This is a genomic window from Halothiobacillus sp. (genome assembly GCF_028710545.1).
Taxonomy (GTDB): Bacteria; Pseudomonadota; Gammaproteobacteria; order Halothiobacillales; family Halothiobacillaceae; genus Halothiobacillus.
On record NZ_JAQTTX010000014.1, the window covers coordinates 24,667 to 44,556 of the forward strand.

General features: G+C 56.3%; 25 protein-coding genes. 20 read left to right on the forward strand and 5 right to left on the reverse strand.

Going from position 1 to position 19,890, the window contains the following annotated elements:
- Positions 1-60: 60 nt before the first annotated feature.
- The 11 genes from PHD44_RS04215 to PHD44_RS04265 all read left to right on the forward strand — a co-directional run bounded on the left by PHD44_RS04215 (position 61) and on the right by PHD44_RS04265 (position 9,098).
- The gene (locus PHD44_RS04215) at positions 61-615 is read left to right on the forward strand and encodes a cupin domain-containing protein (protein WP_300188368.1); all 555 of its coding nucleotides are present in this window, start codon (positions 61-63) and stop codon (positions 613-615) included.
- A gap of 111 nt (positions 616-726) precedes the next feature.
- Positions 727-1,467 (forward strand): GntR family transcriptional regulator, encoded by a 741-nt coding sequence (locus tag PHD44_RS04220; protein WP_300188370.1) that lies wholly within the window; start codon positions 727-729, stop codon positions 1,465-1,467.
- 111 nt (positions 1,468-1,578) lie between these two features.
- The gene (sdhC, locus tag PHD44_RS04225) at positions 1,579-1,953 is read left to right on the forward strand and encodes a succinate dehydrogenase, cytochrome b556 subunit (RefSeq protein ID WP_300188372.1); all 375 of its coding nucleotides are present in this window, start codon (positions 1,579-1,581) and stop codon (positions 1,951-1,953) included.
- Complete coding sequence (gene sdhD, locus PHD44_RS04230) at positions 1,947-2,297, forward strand: succinate dehydrogenase, hydrophobic membrane anchor protein (protein ID WP_300188374.1); 351 nt, start codon at positions 1,947-1,949, stop codon at positions 2,295-2,297. The genes sdhC and sdhD overlap by 7 nt, the downstream gene beginning before the upstream one ends.
- Positions 2,298-2,305: 8 nt before the next feature.
- The gene (sdhA, locus tag PHD44_RS04235; protein ID WP_300188376.1) at positions 2,306-4,069 is read left to right on the forward strand and encodes a succinate dehydrogenase flavoprotein subunit; all 1,764 of its coding nucleotides are present in this window, start codon (positions 2,306-2,308) and stop codon (positions 4,067-4,069) included.
- A gap of 12 nt (positions 4,070-4,081) precedes the next feature.
- Positions 4,082-4,780 carry a succinate dehydrogenase iron-sulfur subunit gene (locus PHD44_RS04240; RefSeq protein ID WP_300188378.1) on the forward strand — a complete coding sequence of 233 codons (699 nt, stop codon included), beginning with the start codon at positions 4,082-4,084 and terminating at the stop codon, positions 4,778-4,780.
- On the forward strand, positions 4,777-5,025 hold the full coding sequence (locus tag PHD44_RS04245) for a succinate dehydrogenase assembly factor 2 (protein ID WP_300188380.1): 249 nt from the start codon (positions 4,777-4,779) through the stop codon (positions 5,023-5,025). Before PHD44_RS04240 ends, PHD44_RS04245 begins: the two co-directional genes overlap by 4 nt.
- An 83-nt stretch (positions 5,026-5,108) precedes the next feature.
- Complete coding sequence (gene zapE, locus PHD44_RS04250; RefSeq protein WP_300188382.1) at positions 5,109-6,185, forward strand: cell division protein ZapE; 1,077 nt, start codon at positions 5,109-5,111, stop codon at positions 6,183-6,185.
- 446 nt (positions 6,186-6,631) lie between these two features.
- Positions 6,632-7,411: a TorF family putative porin gene (locus PHD44_RS04255; RefSeq protein ID WP_300188384.1), complete on the forward strand. Its 780-nt coding sequence runs from the start codon at positions 6,632-6,634 to the stop codon at positions 7,409-7,411.
- 28 nt (positions 7,412-7,439) lie between these two features.
- Positions 7,440-7,778: a P-II family nitrogen regulator gene (locus PHD44_RS04260; RefSeq protein ID WP_298218745.1), complete on the forward strand. Its 339-nt coding sequence runs from the start codon at positions 7,440-7,442 to the stop codon at positions 7,776-7,778.
- 12 nt (positions 7,779-7,790) lie between these two features.
- The gene (locus tag PHD44_RS04265; RefSeq protein ID WP_300188386.1) at positions 7,791-9,098 is read left to right on the forward strand and encodes an ammonium transporter; all 1,308 of its coding nucleotides are present in this window, start codon (positions 7,791-7,793) and stop codon (positions 9,096-9,098) included.
- Between the two features lie 85 nt (positions 9,099-9,183).
- Here the strand turns inward: PHD44_RS04265 and PHD44_RS04270 are convergent, their stop codons facing one another.
- The 3 genes from PHD44_RS04270 to PHD44_RS04280 form a co-directional block, all read right to left on the reverse strand.
- Positions 9,184-9,738: a DJ-1 family glyoxalase III gene (locus PHD44_RS04270; RefSeq protein ID WP_300188388.1), complete on the reverse strand. Its 555-nt coding sequence runs from the start codon at positions 9,736-9,738 to the stop codon at positions 9,184-9,186.
- Between the two features lie 153 nt (positions 9,739-9,891).
- Positions 9,892-11,232 (reverse strand): S41 family peptidase, encoded by a 1,341-nt coding sequence (locus PHD44_RS04275; RefSeq protein WP_300188390.1) that lies wholly within the window; start codon positions 11,230-11,232, stop codon positions 9,892-9,894.
- A 213-nt stretch (positions 11,233-11,445) separates the two neighbouring features.
- Positions 11,446-12,627 carry a peptidoglycan DD-metalloendopeptidase family protein gene (locus tag PHD44_RS04280; RefSeq protein WP_300188392.1) on the reverse strand — a complete coding sequence of 394 codons (1,182 nt, stop codon included), beginning with the start codon at positions 12,625-12,627 and terminating at the stop codon, positions 11,446-11,448.
- Positions 12,628-12,915: 288 nt separating this feature from the next.
- Between PHD44_RS04280 and PHD44_RS04285 the strand changes: the two genes are divergently transcribed.
- From PHD44_RS04285 to PHD44_RS04315, 7 genes are all read left to right on the forward strand, one after another.
- A complete protein-coding gene (locus PHD44_RS04285; RefSeq protein ID WP_300188394.1) occupies positions 12,916-13,245 on the forward strand; it encodes a helix-turn-helix transcriptional regulator in 330 nt (109 codons plus the stop codon).
- A gap of 58 nt (positions 13,246-13,303) precedes the next feature.
- The gene (locus PHD44_RS04290; RefSeq protein WP_300188396.1) at positions 13,304-13,516 is read left to right on the forward strand and encodes a DUF2892 domain-containing protein; all 213 of its coding nucleotides are present in this window, start codon (positions 13,304-13,306) and stop codon (positions 13,514-13,516) included.
- Between the two features lie 51 nt (positions 13,517-13,567).
- The gene (locus PHD44_RS04295) at positions 13,568-13,993 is read left to right on the forward strand and encodes a rhodanese-like domain-containing protein (RefSeq protein WP_300188397.1); all 426 of its coding nucleotides are present in this window, start codon (positions 13,568-13,570) and stop codon (positions 13,991-13,993) included.
- Between the two features lie 34 nt (positions 13,994-14,027).
- A complete protein-coding gene (gene grxC, locus PHD44_RS04300) occupies positions 14,028-14,345 on the forward strand; it encodes a glutaredoxin 3 (protein ID WP_300188438.1) in 318 nt (105 codons plus the stop codon).
- Between the two features lie 23 nt (positions 14,346-14,368).
- Positions 14,369-14,812 (forward strand): thioredoxin TrxC, encoded by a 444-nt coding sequence (trxC, locus tag PHD44_RS04305; protein ID WP_300188398.1) that lies wholly within the window; start codon positions 14,369-14,371, stop codon positions 14,810-14,812.
- 82 nt (positions 14,813-14,894) lie between these two features.
- Positions 14,895-15,389: a protein-export chaperone SecB gene (gene secB, locus PHD44_RS04310; RefSeq protein ID WP_298220373.1), complete on the forward strand. Its 495-nt coding sequence runs from the start codon at positions 14,895-14,897 to the stop codon at positions 15,387-15,389.
- Between the two features lie 21 nt (positions 15,390-15,410).
- The gene (locus tag PHD44_RS04315) at positions 15,411-16,403 is read left to right on the forward strand and encodes an NAD(P)H-dependent glycerol-3-phosphate dehydrogenase (protein WP_300188399.1); all 993 of its coding nucleotides are present in this window, start codon (positions 15,411-15,413) and stop codon (positions 16,401-16,403) included.
- Positions 16,404-16,414: 11 nt separating this feature from the next.
- On the opposite strand, the gene tsaA is transcribed toward PHD44_RS04315, so the two are convergent.
- The gene (tsaA, locus tag PHD44_RS04320) at positions 16,415-17,110 is read right to left on the reverse strand and encodes a tRNA (N6-threonylcarbamoyladenosine(37)-N6)-methyltransferase TrmO (protein WP_300188400.1); all 696 of its coding nucleotides are present in this window, start codon (positions 17,108-17,110) and stop codon (positions 16,415-16,417) included.
- Positions 17,107-17,586: a tRNA (uridine(34)/cytosine(34)/5-carboxymethylaminomethyluridine(34)-2'-O)-methyltransferase TrmL gene (trmL, locus tag PHD44_RS04325; RefSeq protein ID WP_300188402.1), complete on the reverse strand. Its 480-nt coding sequence runs from the start codon at positions 17,584-17,586 to the stop codon at positions 17,107-17,109. The genes tsaA and trmL overlap by 4 nt, the downstream gene beginning before the upstream one ends.
- 226 nt (positions 17,587-17,812) lie before the next feature.
- Here trmL and purD point away from each other — a divergent pair, with 226 nt between their 5' ends.
- Positions 17,813-19,111, forward strand: coding sequence for a phosphoribosylamine--glycine ligase (gene purD / locus PHD44_RS04330; RefSeq protein ID WP_300188404.1), 1,299 nt, complete (start codon positions 17,813-17,815; stop codon positions 19,109-19,111).
- Positions 19,112-19,198: 87 nt separating this feature from the next.
- Positions 19,199-19,864 (forward strand): hypothetical protein, encoded by a 666-nt coding sequence (locus tag PHD44_RS04335; RefSeq protein ID WP_300188405.1) that lies wholly within the window; start codon positions 19,199-19,201, stop codon positions 19,862-19,864.
- Positions 19,865-19,890: the final 26 nt, after the last annotated feature.

The following is a 19,890-nucleotide window of genomic DNA, read 5'->3' on the forward strand; positions in this document are numbered from 1 at the left end:
GGTGTATTGTTATTGGATTATTAACACGCATAACAGCCTCATGGCACGGCGGGGAAATGTATGGAACAAGACGTCGGTTTTCGGCTTCGATTGGTGCGGTTGCGGCATCAATTGTCGCAGCGCGCATTGGCCAAAAGAACGGGGGTGGCGCACGCCACCATTTCACTGATCGAGTCGGGGCGGACCAGCCCGTCGGTGAGCGCACTCAAGCGAATTCTGGCGGGGATTCCGATGACGTTGGGCGAATTCTTCTCCGACGAGTTGCCACCTGCCGAGAGCGAAATTTTCTACCGCGCTGGAGAACTGACCGAGATCAGTGGCGGGGAAGGCATTTCCTATCGCCAGATCGGTTCGGCCCGGGCGGGTCATGCGCTGCAAATTTTGTTCGAACACTACGACGTGGGCGCGGATACCGGCTTGAACATGCTTTATCACGAAGGCGAGGAAGGCGGAGTCATTCTCTCCGGTCAGCTGGAGGTGACGGTGGGCGAGGCGACGCGCGTGCTCAAACCGGGTGATGCCTATTACTTCAACAGTCGGCAGCCGCACCGCTTTCGCAATGTCGGCAAAGAGCCCTGCACGCTCGTCAGTTCGTGCAGCCCGCCTTCGTTCTGAGGGTTCAGGTGGGCCTTCAACCCCAACGCACACGCGCGCTTCATCTTATGTCTTATATAAGACAACATAGACTTGCCCGAACAGGGTGATGTATTATTTTTCGCCATGATAATGAAGCAGCAGACCCCCAGTTTCTTGCCCTTGTATGAGCAGATCAAGCGGCTGATTACCCGGAGCCTTTCTGAAGGAGAGTGGACGCCCGGCGCCATGATTCCCAGCGAAATGGCGCTGGCGCGGCGCTATGAGGTCAGTCAGGGCACGGTGCGCAAGGCAATCAATGAACTGGTGGCCGAGAACATGCTGGTTCGACGTCAGGGCAGAGGCACCTTTGTGGCGACCCATGCCGATGACGGCACGACCTACCGCTTTCTGCATTTACGCAATCTGGCGGGCGAGCAGGCTTATCCGCAAAGCAGTTTTATCGGTTTTGGTCGAGGCAAGGCCGATGCGGCGGTGGCCAAGCGATTGGGCATTCGCAGCGGCAGCGCGTTGGTGCAGATTCAGCGGGTGCTGACTTTGTCGGGCAAGGCGGTGGTGTATGACGACATCCGCCTGCCCGCTGCCCTGCTGAAAGGCATTTCCAGTGCCATGGTCGAAGAGCACGTGAATGCGCATAAGGGCACGCTGTATTCGCTGTATGAAACGCAGTACCAGATTCGCATCATTTCGGCGGAAGAGCGCATTCGCGCCGCGCTCGCCGATGAGCGTGTGGCCGATCTGCTGGGCGTGGCCGTGGGTGCGCCTTTGCTGTGCATCGAGCGGGTGGCGTTCACCTACAAGAACCAGCCGGTGGAATGGCGCATGAGTTATGTGAATACCGAACACCACTATTATTTCGACGAACTGAATTAGGCCCGCTATGCACAACCCGACGCCTCGTGCCGCTCATTTTCCAGATCGCCAGAAGACGGCCTCCTCCGGGATGGTTGTCTTGGGGTTGATTATGCGGACGGGAGAATAATCGTGGCAGACAGTCGACCGGTTTCCCTCAATCTGCTCAAGATCAGGCTGCCTCTGCCGGGCATCGTATCGATCCTGCACCGCATCAGCGGCGCGTTTTTGTTCCTGCTGCTGCCGGTTCTGCTGTATGTCCTGAATCTGTCGTTGGGTTCGGCCGAAGGGTTCGCAGAAGTGCAGTCCTGGTTCCATTCGCCCGTGGCGAAGCTCGCATTGCTGGTCGTCGTCTGGGCCTATCTGCATCATTTCTGTATGGGGCTGCGGTATCTGGCGCTGGACCTGGATATCGGTGTCCATCTGGCACAGGCGCGGCTCACCGCGAAGCTTGTGCTCGTCGTCAGCTTGGCGCTCACGCTGCTGATCGGGGTGTTGATATGGTGAGTCGAGTACCCAGCGGCGCGCGCTACGGCATCAAGGATTGGTTGGCGCAGCGGCTGACGGCCGTCGTCATGGTTCTGTACACCCTGTTCATGACCGGGTACCTGTTGTGGCATCCCGTATCAAATTTCGCCGACTGGCAAATGCTGTTCCATAGTTTGCCCGTTCGCCTGTTCAGCCTGATTTTTCTACTGAGCTTGTTTGTTCACGCCTGGTTGGGCATGCGGGATATTTTCATGGATTACGTTCACCCCACGTTGATCCGGCTTGGCCTGCACACACTCGTGATTCTGGCGCTTGTGGCCTATACCGCGTGGGCCGTGCAGATTTTATGGAGCCACTCATGAGCTCCGGTATGACTATGGATAAAAGAACATTCGATGCGGTAATCATCGGCGGAGGCGGCGCGGGCCTGCGCGCGGCGTTGCAGCTTGCCGAATCGGGTATCAAGGTGGCTGTGGTCTCCAAGGTGTATCCCACCCGCTCGCACACGGTTTCAGCCCAGGGCGGCATCGCTGCCAGTCTCGGCAATGTGAGTGCGGATAACTGGCACTGGCATATGTACGACACGGTCAAGGGCTCGGATTATCTGGGCGATCAGGACGCCATCGAATTCATGTGCCGCAACGCCAACGAGGCGGTGATCGAACTGGAGCATTACGGCATGCCGTTCGACCGTCTGGATAACGGCAAGATCTACCAGCGCCCGTTCGGCGGCATGACTCAGGAATATGGCGGCCCGCCAGCGGTGCGAACCTGCTCGGTGGCCGATCGCACTGGGCACGCCATGCTCCATACGTTGTATCAGCGCAATATCGCCGCCCGTACCCATTTTTTTGAAGAATACTTCGCGATTGATCTCGTTATGGATGAACAGGGCCATGCCTTGGGTGTGGTGGCGTTGGGCATCGAATCTGGCGAACCGGTATTGATCGAGGCGCGCGCCACCCTGCTCGCGACCGGCGGTGCGGGACGGATTTTCTCGGCCACCACCAATGCCCTGATTAATACGGGTGATGGCCTCGGGATGGCACTGCGCGCCGGCATTCCGCTCGAAGACATGGAGTTCTGGCAATTTCACCCCACCGGGATTCATGGTGCGGGCGTGCTGGTGACCGAAGGGGTGCGCGGCGAAGGTGGTTATCTGGTGAACAAGCACGGCGAGCGCTTTATGGAGCGCTACGCGCCCAATGCCAAGGACCTTGCCAGCCGGGATGTCGTCTCCCGCGCCATGGCGGTGGAGATTTTTGAAGGACGAGGCTGCGGCGAACAGGGCGACCACGTGCTGCTCAAGCTCGATCACCTCGGCCCGGAAGTCATTCATCAGCGCCTACCTGGAATCAGCGAACTGGCAAAAAAATTCGCCCATGTCGATCCGGCCAAGGATCCAATTCCCGTCGTGCCCACCGTGCATTACATGATGGGCGGTATTCCGACCGACTTGCATGGCCGCGTGGTAAAGCCATCGGCTGACGGCACGCAGACTGCGGTTCCCGGCCTCTACGCCATTGGCGAATGCGCCTGCGTATCGGTGCATGGTGCCAACCGTCTGGGCAGTAACTCCCTGCTCGATCTGATCGTCTTTGGGCGCGCTGCCGGTAACGACGTGATTGCTTATTGCCGTGAAAACCCGTCGGCGCGTGCTGTTCCATCGGCTTCCTTGGAACGCATCTCGGCGCGCATGGCGCGTTGGGAAAGAAAGGGCGAGGGCATCACCGTGGCGCAATTGCGTGACGAAATGCGCAAGACGATGCTAGCGCATTGCGGTGTATTCCGCACGGAAGCCGTCTTGCAGGAAGGTGTCCGAAAAATGCAGGAAATAGCGGCGAAATTACCCGATGTGGTGCTGCGCGATCACAGCAAGTTATTCAACACGGGCCGCATCGAGGCGCTGGAGCTTGAGAACCTGGTGGCGGTGGCACTGGCGACGATGATTTCTGCGGCCGCGCGTAAGGAGAGCCGTGGCGCACATGCCCGCGATGATTTCCCCGAACGCAACGATGCCGAATGGATGAAGCACTCGCTCTATTTCGCCGAGGGCCACCGGCTCGACTACAAGCCGGTACGCCAGCAGCCACTGACCGTGGATGCCTTTCAACCCAAGCCACGTGTTTATTAGCAGGATTCCGCCATGCGCTTTTCCATCTACCGCTATAACCCCGACACCGACGCCAAGCCCTACATGCAGGACTACGAGCTGGATATCGAGCCGGAGGGCAAGATGCTGCTCGACGCCATCCTGATGATCAAGGAACAGGATGAGACGCTGAGCGTGCGCTGTTCCTGTCGCGAGGGCGTGTGTGGTTCGGATGGCATGAACATCAACGGCAGGAATGGTCTGGCCTGCGTAACGCCCTTAAGCGAATTGAAGCAGCCGATCATGCTGCGTCCGCTGTCCGGTTTGCCGGTCATCCGCGATCTGGTTGTGGATATGAGCCAGTTCCTCGACCACTACCGATCCGTCAAACCCTACCTCATCAATAAGGACGAGCCGGGTCAGGATACCGAACGCCTGCAATCGCCCGAAGATCGGGCCAAGCTCGATGGCCTGTACGAGTGCATTTTGTGCGCCTGCTGCACCACCGCCTGCCCCTCGTTCTGGTGGAACCCGGACAAGTTCGTCGGCCCAGCCGGGCTGCTGCAAGCGTATCGGTTCATCGCCGATAGTCGCGATCAGGCACTCACCGAACGCCTGGACGATCTGGAAGACCCGTACCGGCTGTTTCGTTGTCACAGCATCATGAACTGCGTGGATGTTTGCCCGAAAGAACTCAACCCCACACAGGCGATCGGCAAGATCAAATCATTGCTGGTAAAGCGGACGGTATGACCGCCGTGATTGCAGAGGAGGACATCAATCGCATCCGTTGGCACTGCCGTCGCGGCATGCTCGAACTCGATATGGTGCTGGCCCGTTTTCTGGAAGAACACATCGATCGTCTTACCGCGCCACAATGGCAGGAATTCGAGCGGCTCGTCGGTCTGGAAGATCAGGCGCTATGGCAGCGTATTACCGCCACTTCTGCCATGGATTCCGATGTCGAGCGTCTGTTACGCGGCTGTATTGTCTGTTGAGATAGGAACAGGATAATGCACGCACCCGCGCCATTCTGCGCTTCGACTTCCCATGAGTCGCCTGCCGTGACCGGAGGCCGCTCATGTCGAGCGATCAACTGACCCGGTGCATGCAGGCCGAGGCGCAAGCGCGAGGTTTCACGCTGGATGCCGCCCAATTGACCGCCTGTTCCGTTCTGCATACCGTGTATGAACAGTGCGTAAAGCGATCATCAACTTTTCCTCCCGTACCGTTGTTGCGCCGATTGCTGCGAAGCGCCCCCGCTCTCACGCCCGTCAAAGGGGTTTATCTGCATGGCGGTGTCGGGCGCGGCAAGAGTTTTGTGATGAACGCCTTCTTTTCCTGTATGCCGCTGGAACAGAAGCAACGCATACACTTCCATCGCTTTATGGCGGATGTCCACGCACGGCTTACTGAACTAAAAGGGTGCGAGAACCCTTTGATGCGGATTGCTCGGGACATCGCCCGCGGTGTCCGGTTGCTCTGTCTGGACGAATTCCATATTGCCGACATCACCGATGCCATGCTGATTCGCGGGCTCATGCAAGGTCTGTTCGATCACGGTGTCGCAGTGGTTATCACATCCAATACGCCACCGGATGATCTCTACCGCAACGGCCTGCAACGCGAACAATTCCTGCCCACCATCGCGCTGCTCAAGGAAAACATGGCGATGGTGCCATTCGATAGCGATGTGGATTACCGTCTCGCCTTCGACCCGCAATCCGCCGATATCTCGGCCCTACCCGAAGCGTTCACGGCGATGGCAGAAGATGGTGTTGATCAGCAGATATCGCTTGAAATAGCAGGGCGTGCCATTACCGCAAGATGTCTGGCCGATGGCGCAGCCTGGTTCGATTTCCACGAATTGTGTACCGGCGCGCGCGGCAAGGCCGATTACATCGAATTGGCCAATCGTTTTCACACGATCTGTCTTTCCGGCGTGCCTCGGTTCGATCAACACTCGCCCGCGCAGGCACGCAGGTTCATGTGGTTAATTGATGAGTTTTACGATCGCGGCATTAAATTGATTTTCCCCGAGGGGATCCCCGCCGTTCATTTTGACCATGCAGGCATACTTGATGGCGCGTTCGCGCGCGTTCTGAGCCGACTGGTAGAAATGCAATCCCCCCACTTCTCCAACAGGGCCGAAGACTGACCGGGAGCAATGTTATTTGACCCTATCCATGCCGATGCGATGCCTATTCGTGCAGAGGCTCCGTAAGCGCCCCAAGGATCAAGGCTTGATCACGGGCTTGTGTTTTAGAGTGACCACAACCGACACAGTGAATTGGCGCTTTGATTCCAGTGCCCGCAGATTTTTGATCGCCGTTCGGGTGTTCGTTTCGACGGTACTCGATTAGATCGCATATATGAAAACATCGTGACAGTCTTGGCGTGGTTTGTCGTTTAAAGGCCACAACGGTTGCACTATCTTCGGGCCTTCGCGACAAGGGTGGCGCACAAATTTGGTGCGTCAGTATGGGCTCATAATTTGTTCAGGATTGATTTTTATTTAAAAAACAGATGGATATGTAGTTGGCATGGTTCCTGTTAAAGCTAGCTGGCAACTCGCACAATCTCAATTTTATGAGGAATGGATCCATGAATAAATTCAAAATGACCCTGATCGCTTCATCTGTAGTCGCTTCATTGTCTGCTTTCTCCGTGCCCACTTATGCCGCCGACGCGCCAGCAGTAAGCGTATCGGGTAGCGCTGCCATTGTGAGCGATTACCGCTATCGTGGCATGTCGCAAACCTACAAAAAACCAGCAGTACAGGTCGGAGTCGACTTGGGATTGCCGGCTGGCTTCTACGCGGGTTTCTGGGGTTCGAGTATTTCTAACGATGCTTTGTTCAACACGAGTCTGGTTGGTTTAGAGTCTGATTTTTTCGGCGGGTACACTTATACAGTCAACGATGATTTGTCATTCGACGCGGGCGTTCTCTATGTTTATTACCCGACCACCACGGGTAATTCCGGCATCAATACAACCGAGTTGCACATTGCGGCATCCTATAAATGGTTGACGGCTCAATACAACATCAACACGTCCAAATACTACGGCATGTACGACAGTAAGGGCACTTCCTACATCCAACTGGATGCTCATTACCCTCTGACCGACAAATTGACTTTGGATGCCCATGTGGGGCACCAAATGTTTAAGGGTTCGCAACTGGACGGTACAAGCAACAGCGATAACAACTATACCGATTGGTCATTGGGCGCCACCTACTCCTTGCCACAAGACTGGGCGGTGAGCCTTGCCTATGTCGACTCGAATGTAAAAGAATCATTTGATACAGCGACAGCGAGCGATGGCTCAACGAAATTTCTTGGTGGTCCAACCGCCGTCCTTAGCGTCACCAAGAGCTTCTAATACCGCGCCAAATATCTGAGAGGTTTGTATGAAACTGGTTACAGCAATCATTAAACCGTTCAAGCTCGATGATGTGCGTGAAGCACTGTCTACCATCGGCGTGAAAGGGATCACGATGACTGAAGTCAAAGGCTTCGGTCGTCAAAAGGGGCATACCGAGCTGTATCGCGGCGCGGAATATGTGGTCGACTTTTTACCTAAGGTGAAACTGGAAATGGTCGTGGACGATGTAACGGTCGAGCCCGTGATCGATGCCATTACCAAGGCGGCGAGCACCGGCAAGATTGGTGACGGCAAGATTTTTGTCTCCACCATTGAAGAGGCTATCCGTATTCGCACCGGTGAAACCGGCCCAGAAGCGCTTTAAGGAGCAGGTAACATGAGTAATTTTAAAATCAAGCCTGGTTTCGGGCTGGGCATGCTGGCGATTATCGGCCTGCTGATGTCAACTGGTGCCTCGGCAGAAGATGCCAAACCCGTTCTGGATGCGGGTAATACGGCATGGATGCTGACATCCACGGCACTGGTTCTGTTGATGACCATCCCTGGCGTTGCCCTGTTCTACGGCGGTATGGTTCGTCGCAAGAATCTGCTGTCCGTAGCTGCTGCGACGTTTGCAACGACAGCTTTGATCAGCGTGATCTGGGCAGTGGTGGGTTACTCGCTGGCCTTCAAGGGCAGCGGCGCCTACGTGGGTGACTTAAGCGCCCTCTTCCTCAAAGGCATGGGCTACGACAGCTTGAGCGGCACCATTCCGGAAAGTGTCTTCATGACCTTCCAGATGACCTTCGCCATCATCACGCCTGCATTGATTATCGGTGCGATCGTCGAGCGTATGAAGTTCTCTGCTCTGCTGATTTTCCTGGGTCTATGGTCCATCCTCGTTTACTCGCCTATTGCGCACATGGTGTGGGGCGGTGGCTGGCTCGCGGGCGACGGTATCCAGGATTTTGCCGGCGGCACCGTGGTACACATCAATGCGGGTGTAGCTGGTCTGGTCGCTGCGCTGGTGCTCGGCAAGCGTAAAGGCTACGGCACAGAAGCCATGCCACCGGTCAACCTCGTGTACACCATGGCTGGTGCTGCCCTGCTGTGGGTTGGTTGGTTCGGTTTCAACGCCGGTTCTGAACTGGCTGCCGACGGCAAAGCGGGTATGGCCATGGCCGTTACCCAAATCGCCACGGCTGTCGCTGCAATGGCCTGGATGGTGACCGAGTGGATCCTGCGCGGCAAACCAACCCTGCTGGGTATGGCTTCTGGTGCGGTTGCGGGCTTGGTCGCCATCACGCCTGCCTCTGGTTTCGTCGGCCCGATGGGCGCCTTCGTGATCGGTATTGCCGCCGGTATCATCCCGTTCCTCGCTGCGGTATATCTCAAGCGCATGCTGGGCTATGACGACTCACTGGATGCCTTTGGTGTCCACGCTGTCGGCGGTGTCGTCGGTGCCTTGCTGACCGGTATCTTCTCTGCGGCCGCCTTCGGCGGCGCTGGCCTGAACGATGCAGCCCATGGCAGCATTTTCGCTCAGTTCATGATCCAGCTCAAAGGTGTTGGTTTCACCATCATCTACGATGCGGTGGTTACCTTCATCATCCTGATGGTCCTGAAAGTAACGATCGGCCTGCGCGTCACTGAAGAACAAGAAGCCGAAGGTCTGGATATCAACCAGCATGGTGAGCGGGTTTAATTCGCCTTGAATTAATACCGATCCCTTCGGATAGATGAAAAACACCCGCGAAAGCGGGTGTTTTTGTTTGTGCGCCGTCGTGTAATCAGCGCACCAGATCAGCCTCGATTGTCTGGCGAAGTTCAGCGCCGGCCATTTGCTCGATCAGCATAAGGGCAAAGTCCATGGCCGCGCCCGGGCTTCGACCGGTAATCAGCTTGCCATCGACTTCCACCGGGTTGTCGGTGACGGTTGCGCCTTGCTGTTCTGTTGCTGTTAATGCTCCCGGGTAATGCGTGATCCGTTTGTCCTTGATCAGGCCAGCCTTCGCCAACACTTTGGGTGCGGCGCACAACGCGGCAACCCAACGGCCTGCCGCGGCTTGAGCCTTGAGCAGTTGGATCACTCTTGGGTCGGCGGCCAGATTGTCTGTGCCGGGTTGTCCACCCGGCATTACGACGAGATCGAACACACTCTGTTTCTCGAGTAAGGCGAGGTTGCCATCGGTGACGATCCGGGTCCCGCGAGTACCAGTTACTTCATCTTCACGCAGGCTGATGATGGCAACCTGAAATTTTGCACGGCGCAGCAGATCGATTACGGTCACGGCCTCAAGATCTTCGAAACCCGGCGCCAACAGGATCATAGCCTTAATAGACATCTCTTTACTCCATTTGGATTGGACGGATGAGCCCCTGCAACGAGGCAAAAAATTCGGCCCGCCTAAATTACATTTTGGCGGGCCGAAAATAAATAGCCAGAAACATTATGTGTCAGACAATGACCATTCGGTTTGAATGTTCGACATCCGGACTTACTTTGTGGATTCCCGATCTCGATGCGCCACGATGGACATGCCCTTGAGCAGATTGAGCGCCTCGTAGAGCTGATAATCGGTTTCTACCAATGGTTTACCGTCGGTGTTGATTATCTGCTTGATCGGCTGGGCAGCCGGTTTTTGATCTGGTTTGGTGGGGTTGCTGATGTGACCGGCCAGATCGGCTTCCTTGATGGAGAAAACCTTGTCGATATCGGACACCTTGAGCTGATGCACTTCGACATCCGGCTTGATGCCCTCACCCTGAATCGAGCGGCCCGACGGCGTGAAGTAGCGGGCCGTGGTCAGGCGCAGCGCGCCACCATTGGTCAATGGCATGATGGACTGAACCGAGCCCTTGCCGAAGGTGCGTTCACCGGCAATCAATGCCCGGCTGTCATCTTGCAGCGCACCGGCAACGATTTCCGACGCCGACGCCGAGCCGCCGTTCACCAGCACCACGATGGGCGCGCCGTTTAGCATGTCGCCCTCATGCGCCTTGAAACTCATCTGGGCATCTTCGACGCGCCCCTTGGTATATACGATCAAACCCTTGTTGACGAAGGTGTCCACCACGCCGACGGCAGCCTGTAGTACGCCGCCGGGGTTGTTGCGCAGATCCAGCACCAGACCCTTGAGTGGTTTGTTGTCGTTGTCCTTGATCAGTTGATTGAGCGCATCATGCAGTTGCTCGGTCGTGTCGGACTGGAATTGGGCGATGCGCACGTAACCGAAGTTCGGATCGAGCATACGGGCCTTGACTGACTTGACATTGATAATGGCGCGTTCGAGTGTGACGTCAAACGGCTTTTCGACGCCATCGCGAACCAGCGTGAGCGTGATTTTCGTTCCCGGATCACCGCGCATCTGTTTCACTGCTTTCTCTAGGTCAAGACCCTGGGTGAACTCACCATTGATCTTGACGATCCTGTCGCCGGCCTTGATACCGGCTTTTTGGGCCGGAGTATCGTCGATTGGCGAGATGACGGTGATCACCTTGTCCTTCATGCCGACCTGCAATCCCAGGCCACCGAATTTGCCTGTTGTGGTTTCCTTGAGATCCTTGAACTCGGCCTTGTCGAGATAATTCGAATGGGGGTCGAGGCGATCGATCATGCCGCGAATCGCATTGTCCATCAGGGTCTTGTCGGTGACCGGATCAACGTAGTCCGCCTTCACGCGTGTCAAAACATCGGTGAATGTGCGCAATTCGTTCAGCGGAATGGCAGAGTCAGTGGCCTGATCCTTGTCTGCAAGCGCGTTAACGGCAATCGCCACAGAAAACCCGAAAACGGCGGCGACGCCGAGGGCAGAAGTTTTACGTAACCACTGAGCCATAATAATTTTTACTCCAAACTAAAACCAACCGGGCGCGACATCAAACGTGATGGTTCGCACAATCCATTCCCATATATACAGAAAACCATGCCTGAGACTGCTGAACGGGTCATGCGTTCAACCGCGTGCAAGCCAGGTTCGCAAAAGCATAGCAAGCTTTTTGTTCCAGAGGCGGCCAAAACCCAATTTTGTCATCCGGCGAAACATTACCAACTACCGCTTGAGTGCGCGATAGGGAGCCCAGCGGAGCGGGTTGATGGTGTCATTCCCTTTGCGTACTTCGAAGTAAATCCCCGTTTCGTGGCCTTCGATCTGCCCGCTTAGGCCCAGTACCGTCCCTCTTTGGACATTCATGCCGGTATGCACCTTAAGTTCACTGTTGTGGGCGTACAGCGACAAGTACCCATTGGCGTGCCTGAGAATCACCAGATTGCCCCAGCCTTTCATGCTGTCGGCAAAGACAACCTTGCCCGATGCGACGGACCGAACCGGCGTACCCGTGGGGGCGGCAAACAGGATGCCCTGTGAGCGCATTTCACCCTCGGCGATGGGCGCGCCATAGCTGCGAACAATGCGCCCGGTAATAGGAATGCCACCGTGGGTGACTTCGCCCGAGGCGGACGATTGGCTCGAACGTTCGTCCGTGTCGTCTGCCGGGGGGGCTGATTGTCGCTGATGGGCCTCTAAACGACGGCGATCCTGCTCTGCCCGATCCTTTGCCGCTTGAGCGTTCAGGGCGGCAATCCGGTTATCCAGTTCTTTTTTCTGCGCAAGCAGTTCAGCCAGTCGACGGGACTGCGTGTCGGCGCGTTGGCTGAGTGTCTGCAGCAACTGATTCTGCTTGGCCAGTTGATCCCGATGCGCCGCCATGTTTGCGGCCAGTTGCATTTCGGCCTGGTTCAGTTCGGCTTGTGTTTTTTCAAGCGCTTTTTTGTTCTCTTCTTGCGCCTGCTCGGTATGTTTTAGCGCTTTGAGCTGTCCGATTGATTGCGCGACCAGCGTTTTGATGTAGTACAGGTAACGCTCGGAGATCAGGGCATCATCATGTGACAGCAGTGTGGATATCGGCGCCTGGTTGCCCAGCAGGTAGGCCATGCCGAGGCTGTCGTCAATCTGTGCCTTGAGGTGTTCTATTTCATCGGCAAGTCGGGTGGTTTGTTTTTCCAGATCGGAACGCTGTGCTTCGATGGCCTCGATGCGGTCTTCGATATCGTTTTGTGCTTTTTCGGTCTGATCCAGTTGAGCCTGAGTGGCCTTAAGCTGATTTTTGATTTCATCCTGAGCCGCGCGTGTCTTGTCCAGCGCGGATTTTTGCTGGTCGATGGCCTGTTTCAACTTGCCGGGGCTGTCGGCATGGGCGTTATGGTCGGGAGTGCAAACCAGCCAGAGAAACAAGGGGACAAGGTAAATGAATGCGCGCGTTCTGACCCGGAATGAGCATGTTCCCCGGTGACGTGGCGGTAATTTAAATCGGAAAAAATAAGGCATTGCTTGGGTTATTGCTCAAAATGGCGTTAAATTTCCAATTTTCCACGACAGAAGCATCGAAAATAGTTAGTATGCTTTCAATAACAGGTTGTTGGCTACCGTTTGAGTCGCCCCATAGCGGGTCAGTTGAATTCCAAAGCGCCGCCAGTCTGGTAGCATAACGAAAAATGAAACTTTTTTTGCCGGGAACTGCGAATGAACCTTGAAATGAATGAGTGTGGCACTGAACGTTTGATGGCCCGGACGGAAGATATCGACCGGGCTTCGCGTTCACTCAAGGCGATGTCGCATCCCTTGCGCTTGAAGATTCTATGTGTGTTGGGTGATCGTGAACTGCATGTTCAGCAAATCGTCGATGCGGTCGGCACGACCCAGAGTAATATTTCCCAACATCTGGCTATTCTTCGCGACAAAGGTATTCTGGCCTCCCGCAAAGACGCCAACCGCGTGTTCTATCGGGTATCCGATGCCCGCACACTCCGTTTGATCAGCATGATGCAGGAAGTGTTTTGCCCCTTTAATTGATATGCAAGCGTGCGCCAGAAGGCTTTGGTGCGCGCGTTCCGATTCCGAGGTTTTTGACATGACGACTGATCGTATCGTCCGCACCATGGCGGGCTTGATGATTCTCCTCTCGTTGATATTGGCTCATCTTACCGGGCAAGCCGATCTCGCGAAGCCAAGCTGGCTGTGGTTGACCGCGTTTGTTGGCCTGAACCTGTTCCAGAGCGGCATTACCCGTTTTTGCCCGATGGATTCGATTCTGGTCAAGCTGGGCGTGCGTCGCGCTCAATAACCGGCCTTGACTGGCTTTTGCACGCTTCGAGTTCTGTTTTAAGGGTTAATGATGCACGAATATATCGACTTTCTGGTGCGGCACTGGATCTTGTCTCTGGCTGCAGTGGTGCTGATCATCCTGCTCCTGGGTAATGAAATGACGCGGGGTCTGCAAAAATTCCGCGACATGAGCGCCGCCGAGTTTGCCCGTCTGATCGGTCGGGAGAACGTGTTGCTGATCGATGTGCGTGAAACAGATGAGTTCCGTGGTGAGCATATCAAGGGCGCACGGCATGTCGCGTTGGGCACCCTGGCGAGCAAATTGCCGGAATTAGAAAAGCACAAGAACGATCAAATTCTGCTGTATTGCCGTTCCGGTAATCGATCGGCCTCGGCAGCCAACATGTTTGTGAAGGCGGGTTTTACGCAAGTGGGCCATCTTGCCGGGGGTATTACGGCGTGGAAGGCCGAAAAATTTCCCGTTGTGCGCAAATAGCATCGGATGTGTCTTTGTGAGTGAGCCGACAGGAATTTCACCAGAAACGTCGTCAGACGCCCCCGTCATCGAGATCTATCTCAGCGCCTTTTGCCCTTATTGCCATTTCGCCAAACGGCTCCTGAAAGAGCAAGGTCTTGAGTTTTCACCGATTTCAGTGGATTTTCATTCTGACCGTCGCGCAGAAATGGAGCAACGTTCCGGGCGCGAAACCGTACCGCAGATCTTCATCGGCCAGACCCATGTGGGTGGCTATGACGATCTTGCCGCACTCGTCCGTGCCGGAAAATTGCCCGCCCTACTGGAAAACGAACGCAACCGCCCCCACATTCAGCCCGATGTACAAGAATAATCCTGAATTGACGGAGTAAGGCGATGAGCGAAACTTCTTCCCTACATGTTGTTTGCCCCCAATGTGACGCGGTGAACCGCATTCCTGGCGAGCGTGTCGGCAGTGGTCACTGCGGCAAGTGTGGTGCCGAGCTTTTTTCGGGCCAGCCCATCACGCTGACCGATCAGAATTTCGCGCGCCACATCAGCCGCAATGATTTGCCGGTATTGGTGGATTTCTGGGCGACGTGGTGCGGCCCCTGCCAGATGATGGCCCCCGTGTTCGCTCAGTTGGCCGGTCGGCAGAAAGCCAAGTTGCGGGTCGGTAAGCTGGAAACGGAACAGGCGCCGCAAACAGCCGCGCGTTTCGGTATTCGCAGCATTCCGACCCTGGTCCTGTTCCGCGGTGGACAGGAAGTGGCGCGCACGTCCGGTGCCATGCCGTTGCAGGCTTTAGAAAGCTGGCTGCAACAGCAGGGCGCGCTCTAATTCTGAAATTTCATTTGTCATCCGGTTGGCATAACGATCGGGTATAACGGTTTTTTTATCACATGCATAGGGAGTTGTTTCCATGGCCGAACAGACCAATAACGATCACGCCGCCACGCAAGATGGGGCAGTAGAGCAGCAATTTGCGATTCAGAAGATTTATCTGAAGGACGTGTCGTTCGAATCCCCGCAGGCGCCGGACATTTTCGTGGCGACAGAGTGGTCCCCCGAGGTCAATATTCAGGTCGCCAACAACGCGCGCAAGCTCGGTGAGGGTGTGTTCGAAACCGCGCTGACCATCACGGCCACGGCTGTCCACAACGAAGAAACCATCTACCTGGCCGAAGTGCAATATGCGGGGATCTTTACCGTGGCCGGTTTCGATGATGAAAATACACAGCAGATTCTGGGTGCGTACTGCCCCAACCTGTTGCAGCCTTATATCCGCGAAACGGTTTCCGATCTGGTGATGAAAGGCGGCTTCCCGCAACTTGTCTTGCAGCCGATCAATTTCGATCAACTGTATGCGCAGCATCTGCAGGAACAGCTCGAACAGGCGCAGGGTCGCCCGCAGTAAGGGCTTGCAATGAGCGCGCAGGTGTCGATCGCGGTACTGGGCGCAGGTTCCTGGGGTACCGCGCTGGCCATTGTGTTGGCCAGGAACGGGCACAATGTCTCCCTCTGGGCGCGCGATTCAGGGTTGGCCGAGCGCAGCCAGCAGGATCGTGTAAATGCCCGCTATTTGCCGGATTGCCCTTTTCCCGCATCCTTGCAGATCACCACTGATCTTCCGCGCGCGTTGAACGCGGCCGAGCAGGTCTGGTTGGTGTTGCCGACCAAGGTGCTGGCCGATTTTCTAAGTGACCACGCCTCGCAGTTTCCTCATGATGCCATCGTCGTGAACGCGTCCAAGGGTTTTGAGCAGGGTACCGGGCGGCAAATCAGTCAGATGGTGTCCTCCTGCCTTCCCGAACACCCTTTTGTCGCGGTATCCGGCCCGACCTTCGCGCATGAAGTGGCCACGGCAAAACCCTCCGCCATTACCGTGGCCAGCGTGCACGCACAAGCGGCTGAACGTATCGCCGCCACGCTGCGCAATCCAACCCTGCGTACCTATCCCACCGACGATGTCATCGGCGTCGAAATTGCCGGTGGACTGAAAAACGTGCTCGCCATCGCGGCGGGTGTGGCCGATGGCTTTGGTTTTGGTGCCAATGCCCGGGCGGCATTGATAACCCGGGGGTTAGCGGAGTTGATGCGCCTTGGCGCGGCAGCGGGCGCCAAACCGGAAACGTTCATGGGCTTGGCGGGCGTGGGCGATCTGGTGCTGACCTGTACGGACGATCAGTCGCGCAATCGCCGCTTCGGCCTGAAGTTGGCACAGGGATATACCCGTGAAGAGGCCGTGGCGGCCATCGGCCAGTCCGTCGAAGGAATCGGCGCGGCCGCCGAAGGCGAGCGTCTTGCCGCGCGTTACCAAGTCGACATGCCGATTGTGCATGCGGTGCATCAGGTGCTCTACGAAGGGGTTCTGGCGCGGGAGGCCGTCAGCCAGATTCTGGCGCGTGAACCCCGCCATCAGGAGATTTGATTGTGCCTAGTTCAAGGCAAAGGGTTCAGGCCAAGCACAAATAACGTGCCATTCTCGACCCGAAACTGCACATCAAATTCAAACAACGGGCAACCATAAACCCGCTCGGGATCGTCATGGAAAGCCGGTCGTGGATCAAGCGACAGGGTTTGCGTGATCACCAGACGCTGATGGTCGGTGAGCCGGAGCGCTTCATCATCCGGCAGCGTGGACCAATCCACCCGCAACCGCTCGGGTTCGTTCTGCGCAAATCCGCTGTGTGAATCTGGCGGGCAGTCGGTGAATGCGATATGCGGCTTGATGTCGATGATCGGCGTGCCGTCGAGCAAATCCAGTCCGCCGACACGAATTCGCACCCGGCCGGCATGTTGTTCGACCGCGAGCAAACGCACCAAGGAAAGCCCCAAGGGATTAGGGCGCGCGGGCGAACGCGTGGCGAAGACACCGAGACGGGCATTGCCGCCCAATCGCGGCGGTCGCACGCTGGACACCGGTTGGTGTGGTCGATCATGCACCTGCCAGATCAACCACAGATGCGTGTATTGCTCGATTCCCGCCCAAGCCTCGGCGCGATGCCAGGGTGCGTGTGGCGCGATCCAGCCGATGGCATCAGGCACCAGTCCCGATTGCCGTGGTATACCGAAGCGACTCTTGAACGGACTATCAATCGTCGCGATGGGGGTGAGTTCAAGGGTAGGTGATGTCATGGCCGGTCGGTATCCGTCGCCCCGGCAAAATCCAGTTGCCGCCAGACTTCGTAAACGGCAATGGCCACGGTGTTCGATAGATTCAAGCTGCGTGAGCCTGCTTGCATGGGCAGGCGAAGGCGGGAACCGGGTTCAAACTCGGCCAATATTTCAGGCGGCAGGCCCCGGGTTTCCGGCCCGAAAACCAGCACGTCGCCCGCTTCAAACCGGGTGCGGTGAAACGGGGTGCCCCCCTTGGTGGTGAGTGCGAACAGCCGACGCCCACTCAATGCCGCGCGTAAAGCGGCCCAGTTCGCATGGACGGTCACTTCTGCAAACTCGTGATAATCGAGACCGGCGCGCCGCAGTGCCTTGCTTTCCATCGAAAAACCCAATGGCTCGACCAGATGCAGCCGCGCGCCCGTATTGGCGCACAGGCGGATGATGTTGCCGGTGTTGGGCGGAATTTCCGGTTCAAATAAAACAATGTCGATCATGGGGCGGGTATCTTGTGTTTTCTCAGAAAACGCCATCCTGACGTTTTCTGAGGACGAAAATCAAAATTTAAATTTTTTGATTTTCTCCATAAACAATCACGTGCGTGTTTGTTTGTGGCGGCACTTCCCTGTGCCACTAGGAATCTCAGATTAAATCAGAGATTCCTGGTGCCTGTGGCAAAATGTCGTCCAATTATTGCTTTTTAGATTGGGGATCGAGGCACATATGAAAGTTTTAGTCATTGGTGGTGGCGGTCGGGAACATGCACTGGCGTGGAAGCTGGCGCAGTCGCCGCGCGTATCCAGGGTGTTTGTTGCCCCGGGTAATCCGGGAACAGCGGCCGAGGCTAAGTGTGAAAACGTCTCGATTGCCGCAACCGACATTGCCGAACTGCTTGCCTTTGCCGGTCGTGAAAAAATCGACCTGACCGTGGTCGGACCGGAAGCACCCTTGGTTCTAGGCATTGTCGACAGCTTCCGTGATGCCGGTCTGCCGATTTTCGGACCATCCAGACAAGCGGCTCAGCTCGAAGGGTCAAAGGCATTCAGCAAGGATTTTCTGGCTCGCCATCGTATTCCTACAGCCGCCTATCGCGTGTTTACCGAAGCGGCACCGGCCATTGATTATGTGCGCGAACACGGCGCGCCGATCGTGGTCAAGGCCGACGGTCTGGCCGCGGGTAAAGGCGTGATCGTTGCCCAGAGCGTGGCAGAAGCTGAGGCAGCCGTTAACGATATGCTGGGCGGGCAATTTGGTGAAGCAGGCGCGCGTGTCGTGGTCGAGTCTTTTCTGAGCGGCGAGGAAGCCAGCTTCATCGTGATGGTCGATGGCAGCAATATCCTGCCGATGGCAACCAGTCAGGATCACAAGGCGCGCGACCGCGGCGACACCGGCCCGAATACCGGTGGCATGGGTGCCTACTCTCCGGCGCCGGTCGTCACCCCGCAAATCGCCGAAGTGGTGATGGAAACGATCATCGAGCCTACCGTCAAGGGCATGGCGCTCGATGGCATCCCCTATACCGGTTTCCTGTATGCCGGCCTGATGATCGATGACCAGGGCCGACCCAGTGTGCTGGAGTTCAACTGTCGCTTTGGTGATCCCGAAACCCAGCCCATCATGCTGCGGCTTGATAGTGATCTGGTCGATCTGCTGGAAGCGGGCATCGAAGGTTCCCTGGATAAAGTGCAGTGCAAGTGGAATCAGCAAACGGCGATTGGCGTGGTCATGGCGGCGCACGGCTATCCCACTGACGTGCGAACCGGCGATGTGATCCGAGGGTTGGATGCCGTACCGGGCAACGTGAAGGTATTCCAGGCCGGTACGCGCGCCGAGGGCCAAGACGTGGTGACCGCCGGAGGGCGCGTGCTGTGTGTCACGGCTCTGGGCGACACGGTGCGCGCAGCCCAAAAGGCTGCCTATGCGGGCGTCAAGGCGATTGACTTTGATGGTGGATTCTATCGCGACGATATCGGCTGGCGGGCCGTTCGGCGTGAAACGCAGGTTACAAACCGTAACAAGTAAGAAAGCAGCGCGACACACCTTTGGTTGATATTAGCTGGGTTGATTGAGCATCAATCCCAGTCATCCCATCAACCAGAGGAATTAACCGTGAACAACGCGTATCGTGCTCCGCTCATTGCCCTTATTTTTACCGCAGCCACTTTGACCGCCTGCGGCGGCGGATCAACAACGTCGGCAGCTATAGCCCAGCCTGATCAAACTACTTCGGGCGTAACGGCGGCAAAAGCACCGACTGAATCGTACATTTCCTATCTTGCGACCAATTACGCGGCGTATAGCGAAACGGGTACCTCGCATTCACCGGCGGCCAGCTTTGATGATGCGAACATGAGCGTTCGTTGGGCAATTTCCACGCAAACCACCGAACAAGCCAATAATCTCAAAAGCCATATCGAATTTATGGAAAATGCGATTTTGAGCGGACAAAACCCGCGCGCCTGGGACAAACTGTTCCTGATGGATGCGTATATGGATCAAGGACATACCTACACCACAACGATTTCGGTCAATGGCACCACGGTCGTGATTGATAAAATCGCAAAATCCGCCTGCGCCTATGAGCTGATAAAAACCCATGCCCAAGGTGTGGGTGGATGGTTTTTCCACGGCGATATCCAGGTGAGTTTCAGTAACTTGGCCGATCAGATTATCGCCTTGCCTGCCTGCGATGCCGAGCGTGATGGTTTGAACGCGTATATCGCAGCAAACCAAACCGCGCTGCCCAAAGGGATCACCTTGATTCAGCCGCAATAACGCAGCGGATACAGGCCATAAAAAAC

Excerpts from the sequence above, each read along its gene's own strand:
- PHD44_RS04215 (WP_300188368.1), top strand. The coding sequence starts at position 61 with ATGGAACAAGACGTCGGTTTTCGGCTTCGATTGGTGCGGTTGCGGCAT.
- PHD44_RS04220 (WP_300188370.1), top strand. The coding sequence starts at position 727 with ATGAAGCAGCAGACCCCCAGTTTCTTGCCCTTGTATGAGCAGATCAAG.
- sdhD (WP_300188374.1), top strand. The coding sequence starts at position 1,947 with ATGGTGAGTCGAGTACCCAGCGGCGCGCGCTACGGCATCAAGGATTGG.
- sdhA (WP_300188376.1), top strand. The coding sequence starts at position 2,306 with ATGACTATGGATAAAAGAACATTCGATGCGGTAATCATCGGCGGAGGC.
- PHD44_RS04240 (WP_300188378.1), top strand. The coding sequence starts at position 4,082 with ATGCGCTTTTCCATCTACCGCTATAACCCCGACACCGACGCCAAGCCC.
- PHD44_RS04245 (WP_300188380.1), top strand. The coding sequence starts at position 4,777 with ATGACCGCCGTGATTGCAGAGGAGGACATCAATCGCATCCGTTGGCAC.
- zapE (WP_300188382.1), top strand. The coding sequence starts at position 5,109 with ATGTCGAGCGATCAACTGACCCGGTGCATGCAGGCCGAGGCGCAAGCG.
- PHD44_RS04255 (WP_300188384.1), top strand. The coding sequence starts at position 6,632 with ATGAATAAATTCAAAATGACCCTGATCGCTTCATCTGTAGTCGCTTCA.
- PHD44_RS04260 (WP_298218745.1), top strand. The coding sequence starts at position 7,440 with ATGAAACTGGTTACAGCAATCATTAAACCGTTCAAGCTCGATGATGTG.
- PHD44_RS04265 (WP_300188386.1), top strand. The coding sequence starts at position 7,791 with ATGAGTAATTTTAAAATCAAGCCTGGTTTCGGGCTGGGCATGCTGGCG.
- PHD44_RS04270 (WP_300188388.1), bottom strand. The coding sequence starts at position 9,738 with ATGTCTATTAAGGCTATGATCCTGTTGGCGCCGGGTTTCGAAGATCTT.
- PHD44_RS04275 (WP_300188390.1), bottom strand. The coding sequence starts at position 11,232 with ATGGCTCAGTGGTTACGTAAAACTTCTGCCCTCGGCGTCGCCGCCGTT.
- PHD44_RS04285 (WP_300188394.1), top strand. The coding sequence starts at position 12,916 with ATGAACCTTGAAATGAATGAGTGTGGCACTGAACGTTTGATGGCCCGG.
- PHD44_RS04290 (WP_300188396.1), top strand. The coding sequence starts at position 13,304 with ATGACGACTGATCGTATCGTCCGCACCATGGCGGGCTTGATGATTCTC.
- PHD44_RS04295 (WP_300188397.1), top strand. The coding sequence starts at position 13,568 with ATGCACGAATATATCGACTTTCTGGTGCGGCACTGGATCTTGTCTCTG.
- trxC (WP_300188398.1), top strand. The coding sequence starts at position 14,369 with ATGAGCGAAACTTCTTCCCTACATGTTGTTTGCCCCCAATGTGACGCG.
- secB (WP_298220373.1), top strand. The coding sequence starts at position 14,895 with ATGGCCGAACAGACCAATAACGATCACGCCGCCACGCAAGATGGGGCA.
- tsaA (WP_300188400.1), bottom strand. The coding sequence starts at position 17,110 with ATGACATCACCTACCCTTGAACTCACCCCCATCGCGACGATTGATAGT.
- trmL (WP_300188402.1), bottom strand. The coding sequence starts at position 17,586 with ATGATCGACATTGTTTTATTTGAACCGGAAATTCCGCCCAACACCGGC.
- purD (WP_300188404.1), top strand. The coding sequence starts at position 17,813 with ATGAAAGTTTTAGTCATTGGTGGTGGCGGTCGGGAACATGCACTGGCG.